Annotated in this window: 24 protein-coding genes and 1 riboswitch; of the genes, 11 read left to right on the top strand and 13 right to left on the bottom strand. The window is 64.5% G+C overall.

Features of this window, described 5'->3' with window-relative positions; all coding sequences use genetic code 11:
- The first annotated feature begins 11 nt into the window (after window positions 1–11).
- From Q6D67_RS07015 to Q6D67_RS06995, 5 genes are all read left to right on the top strand, one after another.
- Entirely contained in the window at window positions 12–3149 is a 3138-nt protein-coding gene (locus Q6D67_RS07015) for an efflux RND transporter permease subunit (protein WP_304704873.1), read from the top strand.
- A 13-nt stretch (window positions 3150–3162) separates the two neighbouring features.
- The gene (locus Q6D67_RS07010; RefSeq protein WP_304704872.1) at window positions 3163–4488 is read left to right on the top strand and encodes an efflux RND transporter periplasmic adaptor subunit; all 1326 of its coding nucleotides are present in this window, start codon (window positions 3163–3165) and stop codon (window positions 4486–4488) included.
- A 40-nt stretch (window positions 4489–4528) separates the two neighbouring features.
- On the top strand, window positions 4529–5347 hold the full coding sequence (locus Q6D67_RS07005) for a mechanosensitive ion channel family protein (protein ID WP_304704871.1): 819 nt from the start codon (window positions 4529–4531) through the stop codon (window positions 5345–5347).
- 125 nt (window positions 5348–5472) lie between these two features.
- Window positions 5473–6729: an efflux RND transporter periplasmic adaptor subunit gene (locus Q6D67_RS07000; protein ID WP_304704870.1), complete on the top strand. Its 1257-nt coding sequence runs from the start codon at window positions 5473–5475 to the stop codon at window positions 6727–6729.
- 2 nt (window positions 6730–6731) lie between these two features.
- Window positions 6732–9857 carry an efflux RND transporter permease subunit gene (locus tag Q6D67_RS06995; RefSeq protein ID WP_304704869.1) on the top strand — a complete coding sequence of 1042 codons (3126 nt, stop codon included), beginning with the start codon at window positions 6732–6734 and terminating at the stop codon, window positions 9855–9857.
- 16 nt (window positions 9858–9873) lie between these two features.
- Here the strand turns inward: Q6D67_RS06995 and sppA are convergent, their stop codons facing one another.
- From sppA to arsC, 4 genes are read right to left on the bottom strand one after another with little or no spacing between them, the layout of a single operon-like run.
- Entirely contained in the window at window positions 9874–11721 is a 1848-nt protein-coding gene (gene sppA, locus Q6D67_RS06990; protein WP_304704868.1) for a signal peptide peptidase SppA, read from the bottom strand.
- The gene (locus tag Q6D67_RS06985) at window positions 11718–12107 is read right to left on the bottom strand and encodes a DUF2069 domain-containing protein (RefSeq protein WP_304704867.1); all 390 of its coding nucleotides are present in this window, start codon (window positions 12105–12107) and stop codon (window positions 11718–11720) included. The genes sppA and Q6D67_RS06985 overlap by 4 nt, the downstream gene beginning before the upstream one ends.
- Window positions 12104–12709 carry an NAD(P)H:quinone oxidoreductase gene (gene wrbA, locus Q6D67_RS06980; RefSeq protein WP_304704866.1) on the bottom strand — a complete coding sequence of 202 codons (606 nt, stop codon included), beginning with the start codon at window positions 12707–12709 and terminating at the stop codon, window positions 12104–12106. Before wrbA ends, Q6D67_RS06985 begins: the two co-directional genes overlap by 4 nt.
- Window positions 12709–13059: an arsenate reductase (glutaredoxin) gene (gene arsC / locus Q6D67_RS06975; RefSeq protein ID WP_304704865.1), complete on the bottom strand. Its 351-nt coding sequence runs from the start codon at window positions 13057–13059 to the stop codon at window positions 12709–12711. Before arsC ends, wrbA begins: the two co-directional genes overlap by 1 nt.
- Before the next feature lie 121 nt (window positions 13060–13180).
- On the opposite strand from arsC, the gene Q6D67_RS06970 reads away from it, so the two are divergent.
- Window positions 13181–13615, top strand: a complete 435-nt coding sequence (locus Q6D67_RS06970; protein ID WP_304704864.1) for a TlpA disulfide reductase family protein — start codon at window positions 13181–13183, stop codon at window positions 13613–13615.
- A gap of 15 nt (window positions 13616–13630) precedes the next feature.
- Here the strand turns inward: Q6D67_RS06970 and sat are convergent, their stop codons facing one another.
- The 8 genes from sat to Q6D67_RS06930 form a co-directional block, all read right to left on the bottom strand.
- Complete coding sequence (gene sat / locus Q6D67_RS06965; protein ID WP_304704863.1) at window positions 13631–14812, bottom strand: sulfate adenylyltransferase; 1182 nt, start codon at window positions 14810–14812, stop codon at window positions 13631–13633.
- A gap of 27 nt (window positions 14813–14839) precedes the next feature.
- Window positions 14840–15457: an adenylyl-sulfate kinase gene (gene cysC, locus Q6D67_RS06960; RefSeq protein ID WP_304704862.1), complete on the bottom strand. Its 618-nt coding sequence runs from the start codon at window positions 15455–15457 to the stop codon at window positions 14840–14842.
- Between the two features lie 50 nt (window positions 15458–15507).
- Window positions 15508–16677, bottom strand: a complete 1170-nt coding sequence (locus Q6D67_RS06955; protein WP_304704861.1) for a sulfotransferase — start codon at window positions 16675–16677, stop codon at window positions 15508–15510.
- Between the two features lies 1 nt (window position 16678).
- On the bottom strand, window positions 16679–17794 hold the full coding sequence (locus tag Q6D67_RS06950; RefSeq protein WP_304704860.1) for a DUF1214 domain-containing protein: 1116 nt from the start codon (window positions 17792–17794) through the stop codon (window positions 16679–16681).
- Between the two features lie 123 nt (window positions 17795–17917).
- Window positions 17918–18094: a hypothetical protein gene (locus Q6D67_RS06945; protein WP_304704859.1), complete on the bottom strand. Its 177-nt coding sequence runs from the start codon at window positions 18092–18094 to the stop codon at window positions 17918–17920.
- Between the two features lie 41 nt (window positions 18095–18135).
- Window positions 18136–19068: an NAD(P)-dependent oxidoreductase gene (locus tag Q6D67_RS06940; RefSeq protein ID WP_304704858.1), complete on the bottom strand. Its 933-nt coding sequence runs from the start codon at window positions 19066–19068 to the stop codon at window positions 18136–18138.
- A gap of 77 nt (window positions 19069–19145) precedes the next feature.
- Window positions 19146–19793, bottom strand: coding sequence for a carbonate dehydratase (can, locus tag Q6D67_RS06935; RefSeq protein ID WP_304704857.1), 648 nt, complete (start codon window positions 19791–19793; stop codon window positions 19146–19148).
- 20 nt (window positions 19794–19813) lie between these two features.
- Entirely contained in the window at window positions 19814–20956 is a 1143-nt protein-coding gene (locus Q6D67_RS06930; protein ID WP_304704856.1) for a sensor domain-containing diguanylate cyclase, read from the bottom strand.
- A gap of 132 nt (window positions 20957–21088) precedes the next feature.
- A riboswitch (TPP riboswitch) is annotated at window positions 21089–21190 on the top strand.
- Between the two features lie 51 nt (window positions 21191–21241).
- Between Q6D67_RS06930 and Q6D67_RS06925 the strand changes: the two genes are divergently transcribed.
- From Q6D67_RS06925 to Q6D67_RS06910, 4 genes are read left to right on the top strand one after another with little or no spacing between them, the layout of a single operon-like run.
- A complete protein-coding gene (locus Q6D67_RS06925) occupies window positions 21242–23347 on the top strand; it encodes a TonB-dependent receptor (RefSeq protein ID WP_304704855.1) in 2106 nt (701 codons plus the stop codon).
- A gap of 18 nt (window positions 23348–23365) precedes the next feature.
- Window positions 23366–23620, top strand: coding sequence for a YkoF family thiamine/hydroxymethylpyrimidine-binding protein (locus tag Q6D67_RS06920; RefSeq protein ID WP_304704854.1), 255 nt, complete (start codon window positions 23366–23368; stop codon window positions 23618–23620).
- Window positions 23620–24264, top strand: coding sequence for a nicotinamide riboside transporter PnuC (gene pnuC / locus Q6D67_RS06915; RefSeq protein ID WP_304704853.1), 645 nt, complete (start codon window positions 23620–23622; stop codon window positions 24262–24264). Before Q6D67_RS06920 ends, pnuC begins: the two co-directional genes overlap by 1 nt.
- Window positions 24231–25121, top strand: a complete 891-nt coding sequence (locus tag Q6D67_RS06910) for a choline/ethanolamine kinase family protein (RefSeq protein ID WP_304704852.1) — start codon at window positions 24231–24233, stop codon at window positions 25119–25121. Before pnuC ends, Q6D67_RS06910 begins: the two co-directional genes overlap by 34 nt.
- A gap of 19 nt (window positions 25122–25140) precedes the next feature.
- Here Q6D67_RS06910 and Q6D67_RS06905 read toward each other — a convergent pair whose 3' ends face one another.
- Window positions 25141–25623: a YajQ family cyclic di-GMP-binding protein gene (locus Q6D67_RS06905; protein WP_304704851.1), complete on the bottom strand. Its 483-nt coding sequence runs from the start codon at window positions 25621–25623 to the stop codon at window positions 25141–25143.
- 91 nt (window positions 25624–25714) lie between these two features.
- On the opposite strand from Q6D67_RS06905, the gene Q6D67_RS06900 reads away from it, so the two are divergent.
- Window positions 25715–26629, top strand: a complete 915-nt coding sequence (locus Q6D67_RS06900) for a 2-dehydropantoate 2-reductase (RefSeq protein ID WP_304704850.1) — start codon at window positions 25715–25717, stop codon at window positions 26627–26629.
- The last annotated feature ends 9 nt before the right edge of the window (window positions 26630–26638 follow it).

Below are 26638 nucleotides of genomic sequence, written 5' to 3'. Positions count from 1 at the left end.
CGGACAAAACCATGCGACCTACCAGCCGCGAACGCGATGCCCGCCCACACTACCTGATCGCGACCTTTACCCGCCATCCGCTGGCCGCCAACCTGCTGATGATCATGCTGGTACTCGCGGGCTTCTGGGGCCTGCGCCAGCTGACCGTGCAGCTCAACCCCAGCCAGCCGACCAACGGCGTGGAGATCATCCTGGCCTGGCCCGGGGCCGCGGCGGAGGATGTGGAGCGCCTGGTCACCGAGCCCGTGGAATTCCAGCTCCGTGGCCTGCAAAACCTCGTCAGCCTCAGCTCCTCGACCCGCGACAGCAGCGCCAGCATTCGCCTGCAGTTCGCCAAAGGCACGGACATTGGCGAGGCCCTGGAGCGGGTGAAGCAGCAGGTCGCACTGGCCCGGGACCTGCCCGCGAATCTTGAGCCCGCCGTTATCAGGCTCGACGAATACCAGGAAACGGTCGCCGCCATCCTGCTCACCGGCGCCGGGTCGCTGGCAGAGCTGGTCCCTGTTGCCCGTCAGATCGAGCGCGACCTGATTGCCCGCGGCGCTGATCACGTGGAATTCAGCGGCATTCCCAAGGAAGAGATCGCCATCCAGATAGACAGCAAGACCCTGTTTGAACTGGGCGTACCACTGCACCAGATCGCCGGCAGGATCCTCGACAGCAGCCGTGACGTTGCCGCGGGCAGTGTCGGCAGCGGCCAGCAGCAGCGGCAGTTGCGCAGCCTGGATCAGCGGCGTAGCAGAGAGGAATTCGACCAATTGCCGCTGCGGCTCACCGCCGACGGTCCCCTGCACTACCTGGGAGACATCGCCCTGATCGAGCGCCGGCAGCAGGACAATCAGCGTCTGCTCTATCACGAAGGCGAGGCGGCCATCATGATCCGCACCCGCCGTGCACCGGGCTCAGACATGATGGACGAGGCGGCCATTCTGCGCGCCTGGCACGCCGAGAATGCGCCCCTGCTCCGGCAGCAGGGCATTGAGGCGAAAGTGTGGCTGGAAGCCTGGCGCTTTGCCCGCGATACCCTGATGCTGGTGGTGAACAACGGTCTCACCGGCATGTTGCTGGTGGTCGCCACCCTGTTCCTGTTTCTCAACACCCGCGTCGCCGGTTGGGTGACCCTGGGAATTCCCGTGTCGTTTCTGGGGGCGCTCGCCGCGTTCCATTTTCTCGGCGGCTCGATCAATTTCATCAGCCTCACGGGTGCCGTGATGGCGTTGGGCATCGTGGTTGACGATGCCATCGTGGTCGGCGAACACGCCCTGACCCGGTTCGAGAATGGCGCCAATCCGCAGGATGCGGCGGCACAGGGCACCCAGCGGATGTTTGCGCCGGTCATGGCCTCCTCTCTCACCACCCTCGCCGCTTTCCTGCCCCTGTTGGTGCTGAACGAACCGTTCATTCGCGAGATTCCGCTGCTGATGGTCTGCGTGATCATCGCCTCGCTGATCGAGTGCTTTCTGGTCATGCCCGGCCACCTGCGCCACAGCTTCGAGGGGATGCAGAAGCGCCGGCCTGGCCGCTTCCGGCGCGGCTTCGAGGCGGGCTTCAAAAACTTCGCGGAACGCCGCTTCCTGCCGTTTCTCAATGCCGCACTCGACAACCGTCGCACTGTGCTGGCGGCTGCCATCGGCGCATTCGTAGTGGCGCTATCGCTGCTCGCCAGCGGGCGGGTAAAGACCGAGCTCGATCTGCAGGTCAACTTCGAGTTTGCCGACGTCCATCTGCAATTTGCGCCCCAGGTCACCGAAGCCACCAAGGCGGAGGTTCTGACCGAGCTGGAACAGGCACTGCTGGACACCAACCGCGCCCTGGGTGGCGAGGTGATCGTCACCCACATCCTGCACCGCAACTGGGCCCAGCTCGAGCAGCAGGCCCGCAGTGGCTCCCAGTACGCGGCGCTCCAGGTGGAGCTGGTGTCACCGGACCAGCGCGAGGTCACGCTGGCGGAGTTCTCCGCGGCCTGGCAGTCCCGGGTACCCGCCAACCCGGCGGTAGACATGATCGAGTTCGCTTCCGGCGAGGACAGATTCGCCGATCTGCAACTCTACTTCAGTGGCGGCGACCTGCTGACCCTGAAGGCCGCCGCAGAGGAACTGAAAGTCGCCCTCGCCAGCTATCCCGGGGTCACCCACGTCTTCGACGACCTGCCCTACGGGCGCGAGCAGTGGCTGTTCTCCCTGACCACCGAGGGCCGCGCCGCGGGCCTCACCAGCGCCGACATCGGACGGCAAATACAGGGCGCCTTTCACGGCGAGCGCATCCAGCTATTTACCGAAAACGATGCCGAGCTGGAGGTGCGCGTATCCCTGCCCGAAGCCGAGCGTTTCGATCCCGGCGCCATCGGCCGGCTGCCGATCGTGACCCCCTCCGGCGCTGTAGTGCCGCTGGCCAGCGTGGCTGAAACCGGTGCCCGCCGCGGTATCGAGCGCATCAATCACCGCAATGGCCAGCGCGTGATCAACGTGTATGCGAACATGAACCGGCGGGTGAATACCCCGATGGCAGTGATTGCCGACCTGGAGCAGAGCGTGATCCCCGAGCTGATCGCCCGCCACGGTATCCAGTACGGCCTCGGCGAAGGCTCGGCGGAACAGGCCCGGCTGATGACTGACCTGATGCTGGGAGCGGGCCTGGCGCTCATCCTGATCTATCTGGTGCTGGCCTGGATATTCGCCTCCTGGACCTGGCCGCTGGCAGTCATGGCCGCGATCCCGATGGCTCTCACCGGCGCCCTGATCGGGCTGCAGCTGATGAGCCTGAACCTGGGCGCCATGGCCATCATGGGCCTGTTCACCCTGACCGGCGTTATCGTCAACGACTCCATCATCCTGATCACCGCCTACAAGCGCTATCGCGAGCAGGGCATGCAGGCCCGCGCGGCGCTGGTGGAAGCCTGCCGGGACCGGTTGCGGCCGGTTATCCTGACTTCGGTGACCACCACCCTGGGGCTGGCGCCGATGATGCTCGAGAGCTCGCCCATGGGCGAAGCAATGGCGCCGCTGGCGGTGGTCATCTGCTTTGGCCTGCTCTACGGCACCAGCTTGATCCTGATCACCATACCCGCGCTGCTGTCACTGCTGGACCGGCAGGCCGACACGGCCGAAACCACCGCGAACAACCCCACCGCTCTACCCGCGAACACTTGAGAGGATTGCGCCCATGACCCTGAAAACCCAGCTGTCACGCCTGCTGCGGGCGAAAAACCGCCGCTTTGCACTGGTGGCTTTCGCCGGCATGCTCAGCGCCGGCGGCCTGATGGCCACCGCACCGAAGCACGAACCACCGGTCAACCGGGAGAAGGTCTGGACGGTGACCGCGGTCACGCCCAAGGCCGAGTATCTGAGCCCGGAACTGCAGCTGTTCGGCCGCATCGAGACTCCACGACACACCCAGCTCGGAGCCGCGCTTGAATCCCGCGTGCTGGCGGTTCATGCCAGCGAAGGGCAATCGGTAGAAGCAGGCGATTTGCTGGTCGCACTGGACGACGAAGAGCAGTCACTGCAGCTGCGCCAGCGGGCGGCAGACCTGGCTGAAGCCCGTGCCGCACTGGCGGCGCTGCACACCGATTTCGCCAGCGAACGCGCGATCCTGGAACAGCAGCAGACGCTGCTGGATCTCACCCGCAGCCGGGTCGAGCGTCTGCAGACCCTGCACGCGCGGCAACTGGTGGCGACCGAACAGCTGGAGAGCCTGCAGCGGGAGGCCGCGAGCCAGCACATCGAGTATGCCCGCCAGCAGGCCCTGGTCGCCAAGCAGCCGCAGCGGCTGGCCACTGCCCAGGCTCGGCTGGAAAGCGCGAAGGCACGGGAGGAGGATCAGCACCGCAGCCTGCAACAGGCCCAGATCAGGGCGCCGTTCGCAGGCCGTATTGCGCGTCTGCAGGTGGCACCGGGGGACCGGGTGCGGCCGGGGCAGACCCTGCTGGCGCTGTATGACGACCGCGCCCTGCAGCTGCGGGTGCCGGTTCCGGGCGACCTTGCGGGCACACTCAAGCGAGCGCTGGCCGCAGGCGAAGCCGTGGAGGCGTTCATCGGCGAGCAGCAAATACCCGCGCGTCTGCTGCAACTGGCCAGTGAGGTCGGCCATGGCAGTACCGGGCTGGAGGCCATCTTCACCCTGCCCGAAAGCGCCGGAGCCAGCCACGAACTGGGTCGGGCGGTGGACCTGTTCCTGCGCCTGCCGGCCACCGGGCCCGCCGTCGCCCTGCCGCTGCAAAGTCTCTACGCCCAGACCCGAATTTACCTGGTGGAGAACTCGCGTCTGCGGGGGCTTGAAGTGGTGACCGTGGGCAGCCGCCGCAACGCGCTGGGGGAGATGGAAGTACTGGTGGACGCCTCGTCCATACCGGCCGACAGCCTGGTGTTGACCAGCGACCTGCCCCAGGCCAGCTCCGGCCTGCCGGTCGAAGTGTTGCAGGATGCAGCCATCGCCGGTGCTGAAAACGGCGCCAGGGTGACCGGGACGCGACCTGCAAACAGTGCCTGAATCGGGTATATTAGCGGTTTTTCCAAGGAGAACCCCGAAAATGCCCGAGAACATCGACATCAACTTGCTGTGGCAGGCTTACATCATTCCCTGGGGCACCCGTATTGTCCTGGCCCTGGTCATCTTCTATATCGGGCGCATCGTAGTCGCCACCGTTGTCGGCCTGATCATCAAAGTAATGCAGGCGCGGCGCATGGACGAGGTGCTGGTACGATTCCTGTCGGCGATCCTGCGCTGGCTGCTGCTGCTGTTCGTCATCATCGCGGCGCTCAGCCAGCTGGGCATCGACACCACCTCCATGGTCGCCCTGCTGGGTGCCGCCGGTCTCGCCATCGGCCTGTCGCTGCAGGGCTCGCTGTCGAACCTGGCTGCCGGTGTGCTGCTGATCACCTTCCGTCCTTTCACCAAGGGCGATTTCGTGGAAGCGGGCAAGGCGATGGGGGTGATCGAGAGCATCAGCATCTTCACTACCACCATGACTACCCCGGACAACAAGGAAGTCATCGTTCCCAACAGCGCCATTCTCAGCAACAACATCACCAATTATTCCGCGCGCTCCACCCGCCGTGTGGATATGGTTTTCGGCGTCTCCTACGGCGACGACCTGCGCCAGGCCAAGCAGTTGCTGCAGGAAATCATTGCCGCCGACGAGAGAGTGCTGGCGGAGCCGGAGCCCAACATCGTGGTGGGCGAGCTGGCAGACTCCAGCGTCAATTTCCTGGTCCGGCCCTGGGTCAACTCGGCGGACTACTGGGGAGTTTTCTGGGACACCACCGAGGCGGTGAAACTGAAATTCGATGAGGCGGGCCTCAGCATTCCGTTCCCGCAGGTGGACGTGAATATGCCGGCGAAGGACTGAAACCTCCTTTGTTACCAGTATTTCACAGGCTCGACCCGGTTCGGTGTGATATAACGGCACTTTCATAAAAGCTGCGGTGCAATTGCCTCACGGCGAGGCACCGCGGTCTCTGACCGGATCCTGCTGTGGCATCTGTAAAACGCCAGATCATTCTAGCCGTCGGCCTGCTCGCAGGTGCGACGGCCGTCACCTTCCTGTTATTCCTGAACCGCCCTTCCACCGAGATCAGCGAGCCGGTATACATCCCGGTGACGGTGGATGTAGTGGAAGCGGAGCAGGAAACCATCCGTATCCCGGTACAGGCCCAGGGTACCGTCTCGCCCCTGCAACAAACCGAGTTGGTGGCGGAAGTGCAGGGCCGTATCGTGGAAGTCGCCGAGAGTTTCAATGTGGGCGGTTTCCTGCGCCAGGGCGAGATACTGCTGCGTATCGACCCCCGCGACTACGAAGCGCAGCTGGCCCGCGCCGAGGCCGCCCTGCGCAGTGCCGAGAGTGAGTTGCTGCAGGAACGAGGGCGGGCGGACGTGGCCCGACGCGAGTGGGAGCGCCTGCCAGCGGGCAGCCAGCGCTCTGACGAGGCCCGCGATCTGTACCTGCGCAAGCCGCAACTGGCCCAGGCCGAGGCCCAGCGACTGGCCGCGGCTGCGGACGTGAACACAGCCAGGGACGACCTGGAACGAACCGTAGTGCGCGCACCCTACGATGCCCTGATCGGGGCCAAACACAGCGAGCTGGGGCACTACGTCACTCCCGGCGCCAGCCTCGCGGAAGTCTTCGCCGTGGCCATGGCCGAAGTGCGTCTGCCCATCCCGCAAACCCGGCTCGCCTACCTGGACCTCCCCGGGGTTGCGACTGACGCCGGCAGCGCCGTTATCGACCTGTACACCGATGTCGGCGGCGACGTCACTCACTGGACTGCTCGCCTGCACCGCAGTGAGGGGGTTTTCGATGAGCGCTCTCGCGCATTGTTTGCGGTTGCCCGCATCGACGACCCCTATGCCCTCAACAGCCCCGGGCGCGAACCTCTGCGTATTGGCACCTTCGTCAACGCGAGCATCCAGGGCCGGCCCATGCCCGGGCTGGTGGCGCTGCCCCGCTACGTGCTGCGGGCCGGCGACATGGTCGCGGTGGTGGATGACAACAACCTGGTGCGCAATCGCAAGGTGACCACCCTGCGCGCCGCTGGCGATTTCATCTACGTATCCTCGGGCCTGGAAAACGGCGACCTGGTCATTCTCACCGCGCTGGACAGCGCCCTGACCGGAGCCGAGGTCGAGGTGGTATCCAGAATCAGCAGCAGTGAGCTGCGCCCGCAACGCACGCCAACGCCGGCTGCCCCCGTGGAGACGCCAGTCGCGCCCGACGTGGCCGCCAGCCCGTGAACATGGGGCGACACAAGGGCATCATTGCCTGGTTTGCACACAATCCGGTCGCGGCCAACCTGCTGATGGCCATCATCCTGGTGGTCGGCCTGGGCTCGGCGTTCACCATTCAGCGCGCGATGTTCCCCACCTTCGACATCGACATGATCTTCATCAACATGGCCTATCCCGGCGCCTCACCGGAAGAGGTGGAGCAGGGTATCGTGCTGAAGATCGAGGAGGCCATCAACGATCTCGACGGCATCAAGCGGGTGGAATCGGACGCCATGGAGTCCCTCGCCAGAATCATGATCGAACCGCTGGACGGTACCGATATCAACGAGCTGCTGGCGGACATCAAGAACCGCATCGACGCCATTCAGCACTTCCCCGAGAATGCGGAAAAAGCCATTATCAGCCAGCCCGAGCTGCTGTTTCCCGCCCTGCAACTGCAGCTGTCCGGGGAGCTGGACGAACGCAGCATGAAAACCCTGGCGGACGAGCTGCGCCGCGAGTTGCTGACCCTGCCCGAGGTGTCCGCGGCGGAGGTGGTCGGCGCCCGCGCCTACGAGATTTCGGTGGAAATCTCCGAACAACGGTTGCGTGAATACCACCTGAGTCTGGGGGAAGTGGCGGACATTATCGCCCGCTCCTCACTGGATCTGCCCGCCGGCTCCCTGCGCACCCGCCAGGGCGACATCATGCTGCGTACCCAGGGCCAGGCCTATGTGCAGCAGGATTTCGAAGCCATTGTCCTGCGCAGTTTCCCCGATGGCACCCGCCTGCTGCTGGGCGACATCGCCACGGTCCGCGACGAGTTCGAGGAGACCCGCGGTTTCGCCCTGTTCAACGACCGCTATTCGCTGGGAATCCAGGTCTTCGCCATGGGCAGCCAGGACATTATCGACACTGCCAATGTCACCCGGGCCTGGGTCGAGCGCCAGCAGGGGCAGCTGCCGGCGGCGGTGACCCTGGATATCTGGTCAGACATCACCTTCTACCTCGAAGGCCGGCTCGGGATGATGGTCAAGAACCTGGCCATGGGCGCGCTGCTGGTATTCATCGTGCTGGCCCTGTTCCTGGAGATCAAGCTGGCTTTCTGGGTGATGCTCGGGATACCCGTCTGCTTCCTCGGTGCCATGGCCATGATCAACACGCCATACATCCACGCCAGCCTCAACATGATCAGCCTGTTCGGTTTCATCCTGGTACTGGGAATCGTGGTGGACGATGCGATCATCATGGGCGAGAGCGCCTACTCCGAGCAGGAAAAGCACGGCCACAGTATCGACAGCGTGATCGACGGCGTGCAAAAAGTGGCAGTACCGGCGACTTTCGGCGTGCTTACCACCATCGTCGCCTTCGCCCCCACCCTGTTCATGGAGGGCGTGTTTGCCGCGTTCCCCGAGGCCTGCGGCTGGGTAGTGATTCTCTGCCTGATGTTCTCGCTGGTGGAATCGAAGTGGATCCTGCCCGCACACCTCGCCCACAGCAGCGCTACCCGCAGCCGGGTCCTGCTGGCGGTGGATCGAGTGCAGGAAACCGTGAACCGGCGCCTGAAGCGGTTTGTGGAGCAACGCTACAGCCCGCTGATGCAGCGCTGCATCCGCTATCGCTACGTCACCCTGGCGGGGTTTATCGGCCTGCTGGTCCTGTGCAGCGGCCTGGTTGTCGGCGGCCTGGTGCGTACCGTGATCGCTCCCGATGTGCCCGGGGAATTCATCAGCGTGGAAGTGGAAATGAACGAGGGCAGCCCGGAGGAGCGCACCCTGGAAACCATTGCCCACATCGTTGCGGCACTGGATCGGGTGGAAGCGGACTATCGGCGCGAATCCGGCCGCGACGAGCAACTGGTGCAACATGTGTTTGCCTTCGGCAGCAGCCGCACAACCGGCGGCGTCAATCTGGAGCTGACCAAGGAAGACCAGCGCAGCATCAGCACCCGCGAGATCGAGCAGCGCTGGCGCGAAGCGGTGGGCACGCCACACGGGGTGAAGATTCTGGCCATCAGCAGCGCCGACGGGCCCAGCTTTGGCCCCGCAATTGCCTTCGACCTGATGCACCGGGATTTCACCATGCTGCGCGCCGCATCCGCGGAGTTGGCAACCGCCCTGCGCCGCTACGACGGCCTCTATGACATCCGCAACGGCGCCAGCGAAACCTCGGATGAATTCCATATCGAACTGCTGCCGGAGGGTGAATCCCTGGGTCTGTCCCGATTCGAGCTGGCCAACCAGGTGCGCCACGCCTTCTACGGCGCCGAAGCGCAGCGAATACAGCGCGGTCTCGACGAGGTCAAGGTCATGGTCCGCTACCCGCGCGCGGACCGGGAAAGAGTCAACTCCCTCAATGACATGTACATCCGCACAGCGGACGGTGACGAGATCCCGTTTGATACCGTGGCCCGGCTTGAGGTCAGGCAGGGCCTGCAGAAAGTCACCCACATCAACTACCAGCGCGCGGCCGAAGTCACGGCGGGTGCGAACAAGGACCTGGTGGAGCCGTCGCGGGTGGTCGCGGATATCGAGCAAAACGTCCTGCCGGAGTTGCTGCAGCGCTACCCGGGACTGAGCTACGCCATTGCCGGGCTCGCGGACGAAGAACAGAAAATGCTGACCAGCATGCTGATAGGTTTCGGCCTGGCGCTGTTCGGCATCTACGCCCTGCTGGCCGTACCCACCCGCTCCTACCTGCAGCCACTGATTATCATGGGGGTGATACCGTTCGGCGTGATTGGCGCCATTGTCGGGCACTGGATTACCGGCTATCCCCTGAGCATGATGTCGATGATGGGCGTGATTGCGCTCAGCGGGGTGGTGGTTAACGACAGCCTGATTCTGGTGGACCGTATCAACAACTCGATCAAGGACGGGGTGGAGCCCCTGCGGGCGGTGGTCGAGGCCGGCAGCAGTCGCTTCCGCGCCATCCTGCTGACCTCCCTCACCACCTTCTTCGGCCTCGCCCCGATGCTGCTGGAGCGCAGTGCCCAGGCCCAGGAGATCGTGCCCATGGCCGTTTCGCTGGCCTTCGGCATCGTCTTTGCCACCGTGATTACGCTGCTGCTGGTGCCCAGCCTCTATCTGATCCTGATGGACCTCAGGGGGTGGAGTGAGCGCCTCACCAGCGAAGGGCTGGAAACCGCTTCCTGAGCCTTCGCGCCACCCTTCAGGGCAGCGCCGAGCAAGACAGGCAACGCATGTAGAGATGTGCGGGATCGTTCATCTGGGCCAGGCTGCGGGCGACGCTGGCCAGCGGCTGTACCAGACCCTGCATACTCGCCCCCAGACCCGGCCACGGGGAGACCACCGCACCGACCCGTGACGCGAGATGCTGCAACAACATGTCCCGCGGTGACAGGGGCTCCTGAACATACTCCACCGGATAGCGTTCACCGAGGCCGCCGAGACTGGCGGCAGCCGCAATGGCGTCGCGCAGGGAACCGAGCTCATCCACCAGCCCCAGGCGCTGGGCATCGGCGGCGCTCCAGACCTTGCCCTCCGCCACCTGCAGTACCTGCGCCCGCTCCAGGTCCCGCCCGGCGGCAACCAGGTCCAGGAAACCTTCGTAGGTAAAGTTCACCGTGCTGACCAGCGATGCCGCCACCTGCGGATTGAGCGGGCGGTCAAAACGCAGGGAGCCCGCAAGACTGGTGGTGCCGACGCCATCGGTGTGAATACCGGCTCGGTCCAGCAACTGTTCAAAGGTGGGGAAAGCCATGAACACGCCAATACTGCCGGTCAGGGTCGCCGGTGTGGCCCAGATCTGGTCCGCCTCGGCGGCAATATAGTAACCACCGGAAGCCGCCACCGACCCCATCGACACCACCACCGGGATGCCCTGCGCGCGCACCCGGGTAACCGCCTGGCGGATGCGCTCGGAGGCGAGAACGCTGCCGCCGCCGGAATTCACCCGCAGCACCAGGGCCTTGACTCCTTCCTGCTCCGCGGTCTGTCGCAACAGGCGCGACAGGGAGTCGCCGCCGATAGTGCCCGGGGGCTGCTCGCCGGACATGATATTGCCTTCGGCTGTAATCACAGCCACCCGGTCGCCGGTGACAGGGGTGAAGCTCGACGGGCGGGTGCGGGCGATGTAGCCCTCGAAGAACACGGCCTCGTAAAAGCCCTCCTCGTCCTCGGCCCCGACCACCGAAATCAGGTAATCATTGGCATCGGAGCGCGCCAGCAGCCTGTCGACCAGGCCCTGCTCCCGGGCCAGCCGGGCACCGTCACCCTCCGCCGCTGCCAGCAGGGCATGGTAGTCGTCGATGTAGCGGTCGATCGCCCCGGGGGGCAACTGGCGCCGCTCTTCCACCAGCTCGGTATAACGGCTCCAGAAATCCTGCAGCCAGCGCGCAGTGATAGCCTTTTCCTGCGCAGACATGTCGTCGCGCAGGAACGGTTCCGCCATGGACTTGTTCTCGCCGGCCCGGAACACGTGCATGGAGACTGAAGCTTTCTCCAGCGCCTCGCGGAAGTGGTTGCGATAGCTGGCAAAGCCCTCCAGCGGCACTGCTCCCATGGGGTTGAGGATTATCTCATCGGCCTGGCTGGCCAGCAGGTACTGGTCCTGGGTGAAGAAATCCCCGACCGCCAGCACCGGTTTGCCGCTGGCCTTGAACGCAGTGATGGCCTCGGCGATCTCCAGATTCTTGCTGATCCCCGAGGACACCAGGTAATCCAGTTCCATGACCAGGGCAGTGATCGCCGGGTCTTTCGCCGCGTGGCGGATCGCATCCAGCACATCCCGCAGCAATATCTCCCGGTCCGTCGGCGCCGGCTCCCCGAGCAGGGCCTGCAGCGGATTGGCGCGCGACTTCTCCTCCACCAGGGTGCCGCCGAGGTCCAGCAGCAGGGCCGCCCTGGCCGGCATTGGCTGCTGGTTGTCGCTGAAATACAGGACATAGATCAGCACCAGGAAAACCAGGAACAGGAGGTTCGACAGGGCCAGCCGAAACCAGGTGAGGCCGGCCCAGAACCTGGAAAAAATGCGCCGCAACAGGGAGGGCTTGCTCATATGGGGGACTCCGGTTCGGTCGTAGTTTCGGGGGGTTGCAGCTCGCGTGCACGCCAGCGCACGTAGAACATGGCGCTGCAGAACAGGGTGACCACAGCCACCATGCCCAGCCAGGGCAGCACGGCCTGCGGGGTCGCGAACAAGCGCTCCACCAGGGTAATGAAGTACAGCAGGGAGACAAAACACAGCCAGATAAAGCTGCGCAGGCGATCCCGCAGCATGCCCGGCAGAAACAGGAGCAGGGGCAACAGCTTGCCCAGCCAGATAATCCAGGGCGGTTGAAACTCAAACAGGTCCAGCACTTGCTGGGCCAGCAGCAGACCCCAGCTGAGCCAGATCAGCCACCAGGCCCAGCGGCTCGGCCCGATACGCGCGATGGCGGTCACGACAGGCCTCCCAGAGCCAGCGCCAGCCTGGCGATACGTTTGCCCTGGGCCCGGCACAGGGCGGCCTCCGCCGCATCCAGGGCGCGGCCATTGTCCGCTCCCGCCCAGTGCGAGGCGCCGTAGGGCGTACCACCGGTGGTGCTGGTCATCAATCCGGGCTCGCTGTAGGGCAGCCCCGCCAGCACCATGCCGTGGTGCAACAGGGGCAGCATCATGCTCAGTAGCGTGGTTTCCTGGCCGCCGTGCAGGCTTGCAGTAGAAGTAAAGACCGCCGCCGGCTTGTCAATCAGGGCGCCGCTGAGCCAGAGCGCGGAACTCTGGTCGAGAAAATACTTGAGCGGCGAGGCCATATTGCCAAAGCGAGTGGGGCTGCCGAGCACCAGGCCGGCACAGTCGCGCAGCTCATCGAGCTCGCCGTAGAGCGGGCCGTCGTCGGGAATCTCATCCTCGGTCTGCTCACAGGTCGCGGAGATGGCAGGGACGGTGCGCAGCCGGGCGTCGATACCGGCCACACTCTCGACGCCGCGGGCCACCTGCGCGGCCATGGCTGCAGTGGCGCCGTGGCGACTGTAGTAAAGCACCAGCACATAGGGATCGGCCATCAGGCTAGCAGCGCCAGCACGTTTTCCGGCGGCCGCCCCAGCACTGCCCGCTCACCGCGCACGACGATGGGACGTTCTATCAGCTTGGGGTGAGCGGCCATGGCCCCGAGCAGATCCGCCTGGGAGCTGCCGGCGCCGAAGCCCAGCTCCTGGTACTCAGCTTCGCCGCGGCGCACCAGTTCCGCGGCGCTGATACCGAGTTGTGCCAGCAGGCGCTTGAGCGCTGCCTGCGACGGCGGACGGTCGAGGTAGAGAACGATCTCGGGTTCAATGCCGTGCTCCTGCAGCAGCGCCAGGGTCGCGCGGGACTTGGAACAGCGCGGATTGTGATAGATCTGATACTCGCTCACGTAACACTCCAGGGCCAAAGGAGCGCCATTATAGCAAAAGGCCTGCGCTGGAACCGCCGGGAAATCATGGCATACTTGCCGCCTTCGAGTATCCAGATCGAAACCAAGGGAGCACCTGAACGTGAAAAACGCTTGCCTGGCCCTGCTGTTGCTGCTCGCCGGCTGCCAGCCCCCCGCAACACCGGGCGACAACGCCGCCCTGCTCGAGAGCCTGCGCGGCCAATGGGTGGTCATCAACTACTGGGCCAAGTGGTGCAAGCCCTGTATCGAGGAAATACCGGAGCTGAACGAGCTGGACCACGAGCACGGCGATATCACCGTGCTGGGGGTAAACTATGACGGTGCTACAGGCGAAGATCTGGCGGGCCAACTGCGGGATCTGAAGGTCGGCTTTCCCACCCTGGAGGAAGACCCGGCGGAACTGCTGGGCCAGCCCCGACCTGTGGTGCTGCCCACCACATTCATCATCAATCCCGCGGGCGAGCTGGTCCAATCCCTGGTTGGGCCGCAGACGCTGGAATCCCTGCTGGCCGCCACCCGCGGCGGCCAGCAGTAACTCTGCAGGAGCCGGTTACAGGCTCCGGTAGTAGTCCATCAGGATCTGCGCCACTTCCGGGCGGGAAAACTCCGGCGGTGGCGCAACGCCGTTGCCCAGCATCTCCCGCACCTTGGTGCCCGACAGCAGGACGAAGTCTTCCGGGCTGTGATCCGGTGCATCCCGCATCATGACCACCCGGTCCAGCTTCTTGCTATAGGCGGTGTGATCGGCGCGGTAGATCTGCAACTCCAGCGCGCCTGCGGGGACTTCCTCGTCGAAGATGGTCTGGGCATCAAAGCCGCCGTAGTAGTCGCCGACACCGGCGTGGTCGCGGCCCACGATCAGGTGCGAGCAGCCACAGTTCTGGCGGAACACCGCGTGCAGCACGGCTTCCCGCGGCCCGGCGTAGAGCATGTCGAAACCGTAGCCAGTCACCATCACCGTGTTCGGCGGGAAGTAGACATCCACCATTTTGCGGATGGAGGCGTCGCGCACATCGGCGGGAATATCGCCCGGCTTCAGTTGGCCCAGCAGCATGTGGATGAGAATGCCGTCCGCGTGCAGATCCTCCATCGCCATCCGGCACAGTTCCTCATGAGCCCGGTGCATGGGGTTGCGGGTCTGGAAGGCGACCACGGTATTCCAGCCGCGGGCCGCGATTTCCTCGCGGATCTGCACTGCGGTGCGGAAGGTGTCCGGAAACTCCTCCGGGAAGTAGGAAAAATTGAGCACCTCGATGGGGCCCGATAGCAGGGTGCGGCCGAGGCTCTTGAAGGTGTCGACCCCGGGGTGCTTCGGGTCCAGGGTGCGGAAAACCTTTTCCGCGATGAAATCGATCTGCTCCTCGCTGACGACCTCGGCGGCTTCCACCTGCATGATCGCCAGCACCGGGTTGCCCTCGACGTTGGGGTCGCGCAGCGCGATGCGGCTGCCCGCGGCAACAGCGGTGGACTCGGTCAGGTTGACGATCGGCACCGGCCAGAACAGACCGTCCACGGTCTGCAACTTGTCAGCAACGCTCAGGGTATCGGCCAGGTTCATGTAGCCGCTGAGCGGGTTGAAGTACCCGCCGCCCAGCATCACCGCGTTGGCGGCTGCGGCGGAATTGAGCAGCAGGGAAGGCAGTTGCTCCGCCTCCTGCAGCAGGGCCGCGCGACGACTGTCGTCGGCGACATAGAGGGGGTGCAGCTCCGCAGAGCCGTGGGGTTTGATCATGATAGTCTCCGTATCTGTGGCTGTGGCTCAGGGCTTGATGATGCCGCGCTCGCGCAGCAGGGCCAGAATCTGTTCCACCTCCTCATTGAGGGTTTGCTTGTCGGAATGGAGGTGGATTTCAGGTTTGAACGGCGCCTCGTAGGGGTCGTCGATACCGGTGAAGTTCTTGATCTCGCCGGCCCGGGCCTTCTTGTACAACCCTTTGGGATCGCGCGCTTCCGCCGCTTCCAGCGGGCAGTCGACAAACACCTCGATGAAATCCATCCCCGCAGCCTCGTGCAGTTCACGCACCTGGTTGCGGTCGCTGGCGTAGGGGCTGATAAAGCTGCTCAGGGCGATAACGCCGGTGTCCACGAACAGCTTGGCGATCTCGCCGATGCGGCGGATGTTCTCGGTGCGATCCTCGGCAGTGAACCCCAGGTTGCGGTTGATGCCCAGGCGCACGTTGTCCCCGTCCAGCCGGTAAGCCAACACCCCCAGCTCGATGAGCCGGCCTTCCAGCTCTACCGCAACCGTGCTCTTGCCGCTGCCCGACAGGCCGGTAAACCACAGGGTTGCTCCCTTGTGACCCAGCAGCTGCTGGCGGTGCTCACGGGTAATGTCACCTTCGTGCCAGTGGACGTTGGTTGCTTTCTGTTCTGCCATAGCTGTGCTCTCATGCTCAGTGTATTGGGTGTGTCTGGTTCACGATCCGGTCAGGACGTGATGAAGGCCTCACGATAACCGCGGAACTGTTCCTTGAGCCCCGCTTCGCTGAGACCGAACTGCTCCAGGGTATAGGCGTGGGCGGGGCGCAGCTCGCGGCGGTTGAAATCCTGCCAGCGCGCCATCTCGGTACTGGCCTCGGGGGTCAGGTCCATGCCGAGGAAGTCGTAGATCCTGGCGATTTCCACCATCGGCTGGCTGACGGTGTCCTTGAACCAGAGGTCCAGGAACCGCTCTTCGCCCACCTGCCGGCGCACATCCAGGGTGTGCTGCATGCCGCGGGCAAACTTGCGCGCCCACTGCTCGCCCACGGCCACCGGGTCGGCCGAATCCGAGTACACCTTCCACACGTTGGCAATCATGCTGGCCAGGGAGGGGATGGTTTCGACCGGATCGCGGTGGGATTGTACTACACGCGCGTCGGGAAATACCTTGAATACCAGATCCATGTAGTGCAGGTGGTGCGGCGCCTTGAGGGCCCAGCGCTCGCCCTGCTGGCCACTGCGCTTCTTCTGCCACTGCAGGAACTGCAGCAGCAGCTTCAGGTACTCGTAGCCGATGGTATGGTCCTGGGCCTCGACCCAGGCGTCGAAGCTGGGCACGTTGGCCAGGGCCTGGATATTGAAGCTGTAGAAAGACTGCTCCAGCAGCATGATGTCCTCATCCGGCTCCATCGCATCCAGCGGATGTATGGCCAGCAGGTCCGGACTGCTGTCGATCATCATCTTCACTTCGGCCTTGGCGTCGGCGATGCGGCGATCGCCGGCGGCGGTGAAATCCCAGTCCAGGTCCGGGCAGGGGTAGCGCACCTCGTACCACAGCGGTGCATACATGCGGTGGTCCGCGGCGATGGTGCGGTGCAGCATGGTCGTCCCGGTGCGCGGCAGACCGACAATCACCAGCGGCGCAATGATCTCTTCGTCGCGAATCTCCGGGTGCCGGCGCAGCCATTCCTGTACCCGCAGGCGGGTACTGAGGATGTCCAGCATGCGCTGGTACATGGCGGGGCGGCCGATGGCATTGAGGTCAGCCTCGTGCTCCAGCGACCACAGCAAGCGTTCCAGCGGCTCGCGGTAGCTATCATCGCCAAAGTCCTGCAGCCCATCCACGGCCCTCGCGGCAGCGACCAGCGTATCGGCATCCAGGCGAATATCAGTCACGTTATGCAGCTCCTTCGGCAATCAATTTATCCAGCGCAACAACCTGCGTGTGCACCGACGGGAAGTCCGTGGCTTCGACATAGCGCAACAGCATGGCGCCGCACTCATGGCCGGCGGTGCTCAGCCAGTTGGGAAAAGCCGCCCCGGGGTCGCGCCCGGCCACCACTATCCGCACCCGGCCGTCGGCCGCAAGCTGGGCGTTGCTGCGGTTCAGGTGGATGCGGTGGTAACGGTAATCCAGTGATTCCATCCAGAAGTTGGAGAGCTGGAAATTCCAGGTGCGGCACTCCTGTGGCGGCATGAATTCGATGACCAGTGCCTCATCCGGCGCCAGCTGCCAGTAGCTGTTGTGGTAGTAGATGGCCGGATCGCCACCGGCGCGCAGGCACATCTGCTGGTCGTTCGGCGGCAGCTGGTTGATGTGCGCCGCAAACCCCAGCATCCACTGCCGGAACAGGCCGGCGGTGCCGTTGATGAAGGGCACCACCTTGCCCAACTGGGCCGCGAACTGCGCCGGGTCCAGCACCGCCTCGCCGTGGGGGTCCAGGCACTCGATCTGCAGCTCGACCTTGCGTTCCCGACGCCGGTCACGGAAGGTCTGGCGCACCAGGATGTTGTCGGACTCGGGAGTCATCGGCAGCCAGTTGCCCGTTTGTGGAGTGGCGCTGACCAGCAGTTCGAACTCCCCACCCGGGCCCAGTTCCAGGTCGTCCAGGGTCACATGACCGGTGGGCGCCATATCGCCCTGACCGGCAAAGGAGCCGGCCTTGGTTTCGATACTCAGGTACTCTGCCTGCCCGGCGTTGCCGGTAATCCGATAGCTGCAGCGGCCGTCGATCGCACAATTCTGGTAGTAATTGTCCGGGTTGTCGTTGCCGATCTTGGCAGTCTCGTGGGACAGGGAATAGAACTGGGGGCAGAAGGGGTCGCTGAACTCCAGGTGCTTCTCCAGGCTGAGCCGCAGCAGGCGAGTCAGATAGCGAAACCCCTCGGCGCGGCTGAGATCATCCGCGGGCGCGCCCGCAGCGAGGATCTCGGCGCCGGCACTCTTCAGGGATTCACAGAAGTCCAGCCAAAGCTGGCCGCTGCGCAGGGATTCCAGATCCGGTTCAGACATCGCTTTTTCCCTCTCCGTGAATGGCACAACAGCATGCTCAGGTTGCCCAGTGTGGCAAACCCGGCGCCCCTACGCATCACCCGTCAGGGTGACTCGGTTACCGTTACCCGCTACGGCTACTCTCTACAAATAAAAGTCCAGCAGCGACAGCAGCAGCATGACGCCAACCAGGGGTATCAGCCAGCGCCGCATCCGCGCCATGCGTTCGAGGTCCGCGGGCTTGGCGTAGCGCTCCCCCAGAAACACCATCAGGGCGACGCTCCCGAAGATAAACAGCAACAGCATTAGCAAATTATTCACGGAACCTCCCGCGGACGGGCGCCGGCAGCCGGCGCGGCAACCTACCGGCCAGGCTTCAGCAGCTGCGGCGAAAGCGCCGCCACCATGTTGCGAACGCCCTCGCGCCAGTCGACCCGGGTGGGGCCGATCAGCTCGTGCATCCGCGTGGGATCTATCGCCAGGCTGCCAAACGCCTGCGGGTTGTCGCGAAACTCCGGCACCAGGCCGGTGAGTTCCTGCAACCAGCCGCACCAGTCCTCAATGCTCACTGCCTCGGAGCCGCCGAAGTTCACGGTGGTGGCCTCGGTGCTGGCGGCCGCCAGCAGCAGTGGCAGCTTCTCGATATAGTCATCCGTGTGCAGCAGGTTATAGCGGTTGGGTCGGTCCGGGTGGACATCTATCGGCATGCCCTGCTCCATCATCAGCAGGTGATACCAGGGCCAGCCACCATTGTTGCCGTAGGGCACACTGAGGCGGGCGATGGTTGCCGGTATGCCGAACTGCCTGGCAGTGAACCGGCACACGGTCTCGGCGGCGATCTTGCTGATGCTGTAGGTGGGGAACATGACCCGATGGTTGTCGCCCAGCGGCGCATTCTCCGCCCGGGGCTCCTGGCCCGCGTACTGGTACACCGCGGTCGACGACAGATGCAGGAAGGCCTTCACATCGCGGCAGTGCAACATCAGCCGGCCCAGGCCCTCGGCGTTGGCCGCCAGGTCGTAGTCGAAACTGTCGGTCTTGACCACGGCAAAATTCAGCACGTAGTCGAAGTCTGCGGGCAGCCCCGCCAGCGCATCGGGGTCCGCGAGATCCGCCTGCAGGCAGCGCACGCCCTGTGCCTCCAGCGCTTCACGCCCGGCGGGATCACTGAACCGCGCCAGCGCCGTGAGCTCCGCCTGCCCTGCCCAGGCCGCGATGACCGGCGCGGCCACCTGGCCCGTAGGGCCGGTAATCAGGATTTTACTGCCGGCAATCGTGACTGGCTGGACTGGCATGGAGATCCTCGGTTGTAGGTGGACGAGCTGCCAGTCTAGCGCAGAACGGCGACATCGTGCTCACCCATACGGGGGGGTCACTCGTCGTCGCGGTCCGACTGTACACGGTAAACCGCGGAGATCTGCTCCGGGCCGCTGACCGTGCACTCGAGGTCATTGATCAAGCCGTCCTTGAGACTGTACACCCAGCCGTGCACCGACAGGGGCTGGCCCCGGCTCCAGGCGTTCTGGACGATGGTGGTATGGCAGACGTTGAACACCTGGCTGGTAACGTTGAGTTCGCACAGCAGGTTGACCCGGTCGTCATCGCTCTCGAGGGCCGCAATACGGCGCCGGTGGCGCTGCTGCACGTCCTTGATGTTGCGCAGCCAGTTGTCGATCAGGCCGTTGTCACGGTTTTCGTAGGCCGCGCGCACGCCGCCACAATTGTAGTGCCCGACGACCAGCACATGCTTGATCTTCAGCACGTCAACCGCGTACTGCAACACGGTCAGGCAGTTGAAGTCCGTATGCACCACCATGTTCGCCACGTTGCGGTGCACGAACACCTCGCCCGGCAGCAGCCCGACGATCTGGTTGGCCGGCACGCGGCTGTCGGAGCAGCCTATCCAGAGATACTCCGGCGCCTGCTGGTTGGCCAGTTTTTCAAAAAAATCCGGATCAGTGGTTTTGACACTGTGCGCCCAGGCGCGATTGTTGGCGAAGAGTTCGTCGATACTTCTCAAGACTGTTCAGTCTCCCGCTGTCAAACCATCAGGGTGGAAAGGCGGCCAAGCTTGAGCTGGTTGCCATTGCTCGCGGTGGCGGCGTGCACGGCGTTGGCGCCCACAGTCTGCATTTGCTTGGCCAGCTGGGCCATATCCACAGCGGGATACTGGTGCGGCTCCCAGGTTACCAGGCCGAGGCTCAGGGTGACTTGCATCACCGCGCCGCGGCCGTCGTCAATCAGGAAGCCTTCGATATCCTTGCGGATCCGCTCGGCAACGTCACTCGCAGGGGCTTCGCCGGTCCCTGTCAGCAGTGCGGCGAGCCGTAAGTCCGACAGCCGGGCCAGCAGGTCTGTAGCCCGCAGGCCAGAGGATACCCGCTCCGTCACCTTCTTCAATACGAAACGACCGGTGATTTCACCGTAGTGCTCGAACAGTTCATCGAACTCATCGATCTCCAGCATCAACACCGACAGGGGTTCGTCGGCGCGCCTGGCGCGGGCTATTTCCCGGGCGATATCCTTCTCGAAACCGCGCAGGTTGCTGATCTGGGTGAGCGGATCCAACATGGTCAGGCGGGAGATCTGCTGCCGGCTGACCGCATTCTTGAAGCTGATGGAAACGACAGCGGCGAGATGGGCAATCAGGCGCTCATCATCTTCCGTCGTCGCCATGGGCGTTTCGCTGAACCCGCAGTGATAACTGCCCATCAGGCGCCCTGAATCCAGCAGCGGTACCAGCAGGGCGTGCTGGATACCCTGGTCAGCTTTAAGGACCTCAAACATGCGCGAGTCGGTGGCGTCGAGCAGCATGTTTTCCGGTTCCAGGTCGTACAGTTCCTGCATCTCGAACACGTCGTGGTGCAGCTGCAGATACTGGCCGTAGCGATGCCCCGAGGTTATCAGGCCCGCCAGCACGTGTTCCGGGTCGTACAACCAGAGCTCCGCGACCCGAAACCCGAAGTGGCGCGGCATGCTGACCAGCAGGACTTCCAGTAGCGCCTGCAAGTCCGCCGCTTCCAGCAGCATGCACTGCATCTGCCGCGCCTGTTGCAACAGCCAGCGGTTGAGCTCGACCTTGTCAGACAGGCGCTCCTCACGGATCTCGGCGGCGCTCTGTAATGCCGGGGCCGCCTCGATTTCCTCTTGAGGCAGTTGCCCGTAAAAAACCTCGTCCGCCATGCACTGTTCTCGCGCTTAGGCCGGGCTGGATGCCCGGGATGTTGAATATAGTTATTGGCTCGGCAGTTTAAGCCGCCTATACTTCGGTTGCAAACTCGCCGTTGTTGCAAAAGTGAAAAAGCGTTGCGGGTTTGACAGACCTGGGGGTGGCTTCGGCCTGAGATACCGCGTGCGGTGAACCCTTTGAACCTGATCCGGTTAGGACCGGCGTAGGGATAGGTGCACGTCTCCTTTTCCGTTTCGCACATCCAACCGGTTCTCTTTTTCTTTGCCGAGGAGAACCTGATGAAATACCCCACTTGCCTGCTGTTCCCCGCCCTCCTGGCGGCCACAGCCAGCCACGCCCAGAGCGGCGAACTGACTGAAATCCTGGTGACCGCTGAATTGCGCGAGACCCGGCTGCTGGAACAGTCCAGCAGTACCAGCGTGCTGACCGCCGACACCCTGCGCGAGCGCGCCGCCCAGCACCTGGAGGAAGTTCTCAACGTTATTCCCAACCTGAACTATGCCAGTGGGGCCTCGCGGGCCCGCTTCTTCCAGATCCGCGGCATCGGCGAACGCAGCCAGTTTCAGGAGCCCCTGAACCCCTCCATCGGCCTGCTGCTGGACGGCGTTGACTTCAGCGGCCTGGGCACCGTCGGCACCCTGTTCGATGTCGAGCAGGTCGAAGTGCTGCGCGGCCCCCAGGGCACCCTGCACGGCGCCAACGCCCTGGCGGGCCTGATCAATATCCGCAGCGCCGCGCCGGAGGCGACCCCGGGCCTGACCCTGCAGGGCAGCCTCGCCGAGTATGACAGCTGGAGCCTGGGCATGGTGGCCACCGGCCCCCTGCTGGAGGAGCGCCTGCTCTACCGCCTGGCCGTGCAGCAGTACCGCAGCGATGGCCATTACCGCAACGACTTCCTGCGCCGCGATGACACCAATTCTCGCGACGAGACTACAGTGCGAGCGCGACTGCGCTGGCTGGCGGGAGATTCGGACACCCTCGACCTGAACCTGCTCGCGGTGGACGTCGACAACGGCTACGACGCCTTCTCCCTGGACAACACCCGCCGCACCCTTTCCGATGAACCCGGCCACGACCGGCAGGAAACCACGGCGATCAGCCTGAATTGGACCGGAGAGCGGGAGGCGGTGACCATCGAGGCCACCCTCAGCGCCGCGGGCACCGACAGCGAGTACAGCTTTGACGAGGACTGGAGCTTCGTCGGAATTGCCCCGGAGCTGGAATACAGTTCCTTCGACCGCTACCTGCGCGACCGTGACAGTGGCAGCACCCAGCTGCGCCTGCTGTCTACCGAGCGGTCCCGCCTGTTCGGTGGTCGCAGCGACTGGGCAGCCGGCCTCTACCACCTGGCCGACCGGGAAGACCTGCTGCGCCAGTACACCTACCTGGCAGCGGATTTTGCCAGCAGCTACGACACCGACACCAGCGCAGTCTTCGGCCAACTGGATACCGCGCTCAGCGACACCCTCACCCTGGTCAGCGGCCTGCGCCTGGAACAGCGCCGCACCGACTACCGCGACAGCAACGGTGTCAGTCACCGCCGCCGCCGCGACCTCTGGGGCGCGCGTCTGGTGCTGGAATACCAGCAGTCCGACGGCGCCCTGTATTACGCCGGTGTCTCCCGGGGTTACCGCGGCAACGGGGTCAACGCCGGCATCCTCGCCAGCGTGGAGACCACGACCGATCCTGCCCTGCAGCAGCAGCTGACGCGGCTGGGGCGCTTCGACGAGGAAGCCCTGCTCAACTACGAGGCGGGCTACAAGGCCAGCTACGCCGACGGCACCCTGCAGACCCGCCTGGCCCTGTTCTACATGGACCGCGATGACCAGCAGGTCAAGGGCTCTCTGGTGCTGCCACGGGACGACGGCAGCACCGCGTTTATCGACTACACCAACAACGCCGCCCGCGGCACCAACTACGGTCTCGAGCTGGAACTGGACTGGCTGGCCAGCGAGCGCCTGAGCCTGTACGCCCACCTCGGCTTGCTCGACGCCAGCTTCGATCGCTACACCAGCCCCGATGGCACCGACATGGCGGGCCGCGACCAGGCCCACGCGCCCGGCTACCAGGCAGCCCTGGGCGGCAGAGTGGAACTGGGCAGGAACCTGTATCTGAGGGTTGATCTGGAAGCCCGTGACAGGTTCTACTTCTCGGATCGCTACGACCTGCTCTCGGACGCCTATGAGCTGGTGCACATGCGCCTTGGCTGGCAAACGGAGCAGTGGGAAATTGCCCTGTGGGGGCGCAATCTGGGGGACATCGACTACGCTACTCGCGGTTTCGGAGACTTCGGCAATGACCCGCGCAAAGGCTATGTAACAGAACCCTACTACCAGTACGGGGAACCCCGCAGCCTTGGCGTCAGCGCCAGCTACACTTTTTGAAAACAGGAGAACCGCACCATGCAAGTCACCGCAGAACTGAGCCTGTATCCGCTGCAGGAGGACTATATTACGGTCATCAAGGGTTTCATTGAGCGGCTGGCAGCCGCCGGCGACCTCACCCTGGTCAGCAACGCGATGAGCACCCAGATCAGCGGTGAGGCCGAGCAGGTTTTCAACCTGGTGCGAGAGGCGCTGACCGCCAGCCATGCGCAGTTTGGCCAGCAGGTGCTGGTCTGCAAGTTTATTCCCGGCCTGCTGCCGATCCGCGATTGATGGCGGAGAGCAGTCTGCCCGCCCAGCTGGCCGCTGCCGCCTCCAGCCTCTCGGCCTGGGAACTGGTGGCTGTCCTGCTGGGGATTACCTATCTTTTGCTGGCAGTGCGCGAAAGCCTCTGGTGCTGGTATGCAGCCTTTGTCAGTACCGGTATTTTCCTGTGGCTGTTCTGGGAAGTGAACCTGCTGATGGAATCGGCGCTGCAGCTGTATTACCTGGCCATGGCCGTCTACGGCTGGTACCAGTGGCGCCACGGCAGTCGCGCTGGTCGGGCGCCCCCAGCTGCTGCCGCTGCCAGCCGGCCTCTGCCCATAGCCACCTGGCAACTGCGCACGCACCTGCTGGCCTTTGCCGCCGTGGTTGTCGCCAGCGCCGGCAGCGGTTTCCTGCTGGCGCAGCACACGGATGCCGCCCTGCCCTACCTGGACTCGTTTACCACCTGGGGCAGCATTCTCACCACCTGGATGGTGGCACGCAAGATCCTCGAGAACTGGCTGTACTGGCTGGTAATCGACAGCGCCTCAATCTACCTGTATCTGGAGCGGGGGCTGCTGCTGACCGCGGGGCTGTTCGCGGTCTATCTCATCATCGTCGTATTCGGTTACCGCAGATGGCTGCAACAGTACCGGCACCAATCAGCCTGAGGCTGGAACAGGCCCTGGGTCAGTGGCGCCACTGGCGGCTGGCAGCGCCGCTGCCGGAGCCGCCGACGGTTCTACACCCACTCGGACGCGGCCTCAGCAACCACAGCTTCCTGCTGGCGAGCGGGGAACAGCGCTTCGTGCTTCGTCTGGATGGCATCAATCCCGCCGCCAACGGACTCAGCCGCCAGCTTGAATGGCGCATCCTGCAGCGGGCCCACGCGGCGGGCATTGCGCCGGCACCGCGCTACTGCAACCCCGAGCTCGGGGCCCTGGTCTGCGACTATCTCGCTATCGAAGGCAGCAACCCGGACGAGCCCACAGCCGTTGCCCTGCTGCTGCAGCGCATCCATGCCCTGCCCGCGGTACATACCCGGCTGGACCTCGGCGAGCGCTGCCGGCGCAGTGAGCACAGCCTGCGCAATGCCCGGCCGGAAAACTGGCAAGCCCTGCAAGGCGTGGCCGCCAGGATTGCCGGACTGCTACCGCAACTGGCAGCCAACAGTGGACCGCTCACGCTGTGCCACAATGATCTGCTGCGCAGCAACCGCCTGCAGCATGGCGACCGTCTGTGGGCAGTCGACTGGGAATATGCGGCGATGGGGTCTGTCTGGTTTGACCTGGCCGCGGTCACCGCGGGTGACGAATGGCCCGCTGCGGCGATCGCCGCGCTGCTGGGCGCCTACCTGGGGCGGGCGCTCCAGCCCGCTGAACAGACGCGGTTTCTCGGCTTTGAATGCGCCTACCGCTATCTGGAGCTGTTGTGGTACCTGCTCGCCCCGGAGCCACCACCCGCCGACTACCTGACGCGCAAGCGCACGACGCTGGAATCCCGGCTGGCGGCGCTACCCGGCGGCTGAGGAGGCTGGCGCCGGGCGCTCAGTCGCGGAAGTTAGTGAACTGTAGCGGCAGGTCCACCGGGCTTTCGCGCAGCAGGGCAATTGCCTCCTGCAGGTCGTCACGCTTCTTGCCGGTCACCCGCACCTGGTCGCCCTGAATCTGCGCCTGCACCTTGAGCTTGGCCTCCTTCAGAGTCTTGACGATGGTCTTGCACTGCTGGCTGTCGAGACCGTGGCGCAGGGTAATCGACTGCCGCACCAGCTTGCCGCTCGCACTTGGGTCGCCACACTCCATCGCCCCCGGATTGATGTCGCACTTGATCAGGGCGCTGCGCAGCATGTCTTCCATCTGCGCCAACTGGAATTCGGCTTCAGCATGCAGGGCTACGGTGCGCTCCTCGCGCTCGAAGCCCGCATCCACGCCCTTGAAATCGAAACGGTTGTCGATGATCCGGGAAACCTGGTCGACGGCGTTGGTGAGCTGGTGCAGGTCGACTTCCGATACAACGTCAAAAGATGGCATAGTGCATGTCCCCGGTTTACCGCTACTTGCTGGAGCCCCATGGTAATCTGCCCGCGCCGCTTTGCAATCCCTGTCCGGCGCTGAGACCCCGGTGCAGCGTTGGCACATCCTCGGCGTCGGCGCCATCGGCGGACTCTTCGCCAGCCTGCTGCAGGAGGCGGGCACGCGCTGTACTCTGCTGCTGCGTGATAGCGACCCCGATCTGGCTGAAGGTACTACCTGCATAACCCTGCGCCGCGGGGAACGGCTGCACAGCTATCAGTTTGAAGCCTCCGCCAGCGCCGACGCCAGCCCGATCAGCCACCTGCTGGTGTGCACCAAGGCCCAGGACATTATCCCTGCCATCGCCGGCGTCGCCCACCGCCTGGCGCCGGACGCGGTGGTGCTGCTGCTCGCCAATGGCCTGGGGTACCAGCAACAGGTACGGGCGCGATGGCCACAGCTGGACTGTTTCAGCGGCAGCACCACCGAGGGGGTGTTCCGGGAGGGTCGCCGCGCCATCTGCCACGCCGGTCGCGGCAGCACGCTGGTTGGCCAGCCGGGCCGGGAGACGGCACCGGGCTGGTTCGACGCCTGGCTGGCGCTGCCCATCCAATGTGGCTGGAGCCGCGACATTGACACCGTGCTCTGGCGCAAGCTGGCCATCAACTGCGCCATCAACCCCCTCACCGCCCTGCACGGGTGCCCGAATGGCGAGCTCGCGCAGCGGGCGGAACTGGCGGCACTGGTCGGGGAGTTGTGTGCTGAAATCCGCGCAATCGGCATCGCTGCCGGCCAGGAACAAGCGGTTAGCGACCTGCAGACACAGGTCATGGCGGTCATCAGTGCCACTGCCAATAACCGCTCCTCGATGCTGCAGGATGTGCTGGCGGGCCGCGAAACTGAAATCGACTACCTGACAGGGCATCTCCTGGCACAGGGCCGGGAGCATGGCATAGAGGCGCCGCGCAACGCCGCGTTGCTGGCGGCGGTGAAAGCATTGCGCGCAGGGACCCGCCCCGCCTGAACCCTGCCC

This window comes from Haliea sp. E1-2-M8, from assembly GCF_030649675.1.
Classification (GTDB): Bacteria; Pseudomonadota; Gammaproteobacteria; order Pseudomonadales; family Halieaceae; genus Haliea.
This window is presented reverse-complemented; position numbering and strand designations above follow the sequence as displayed.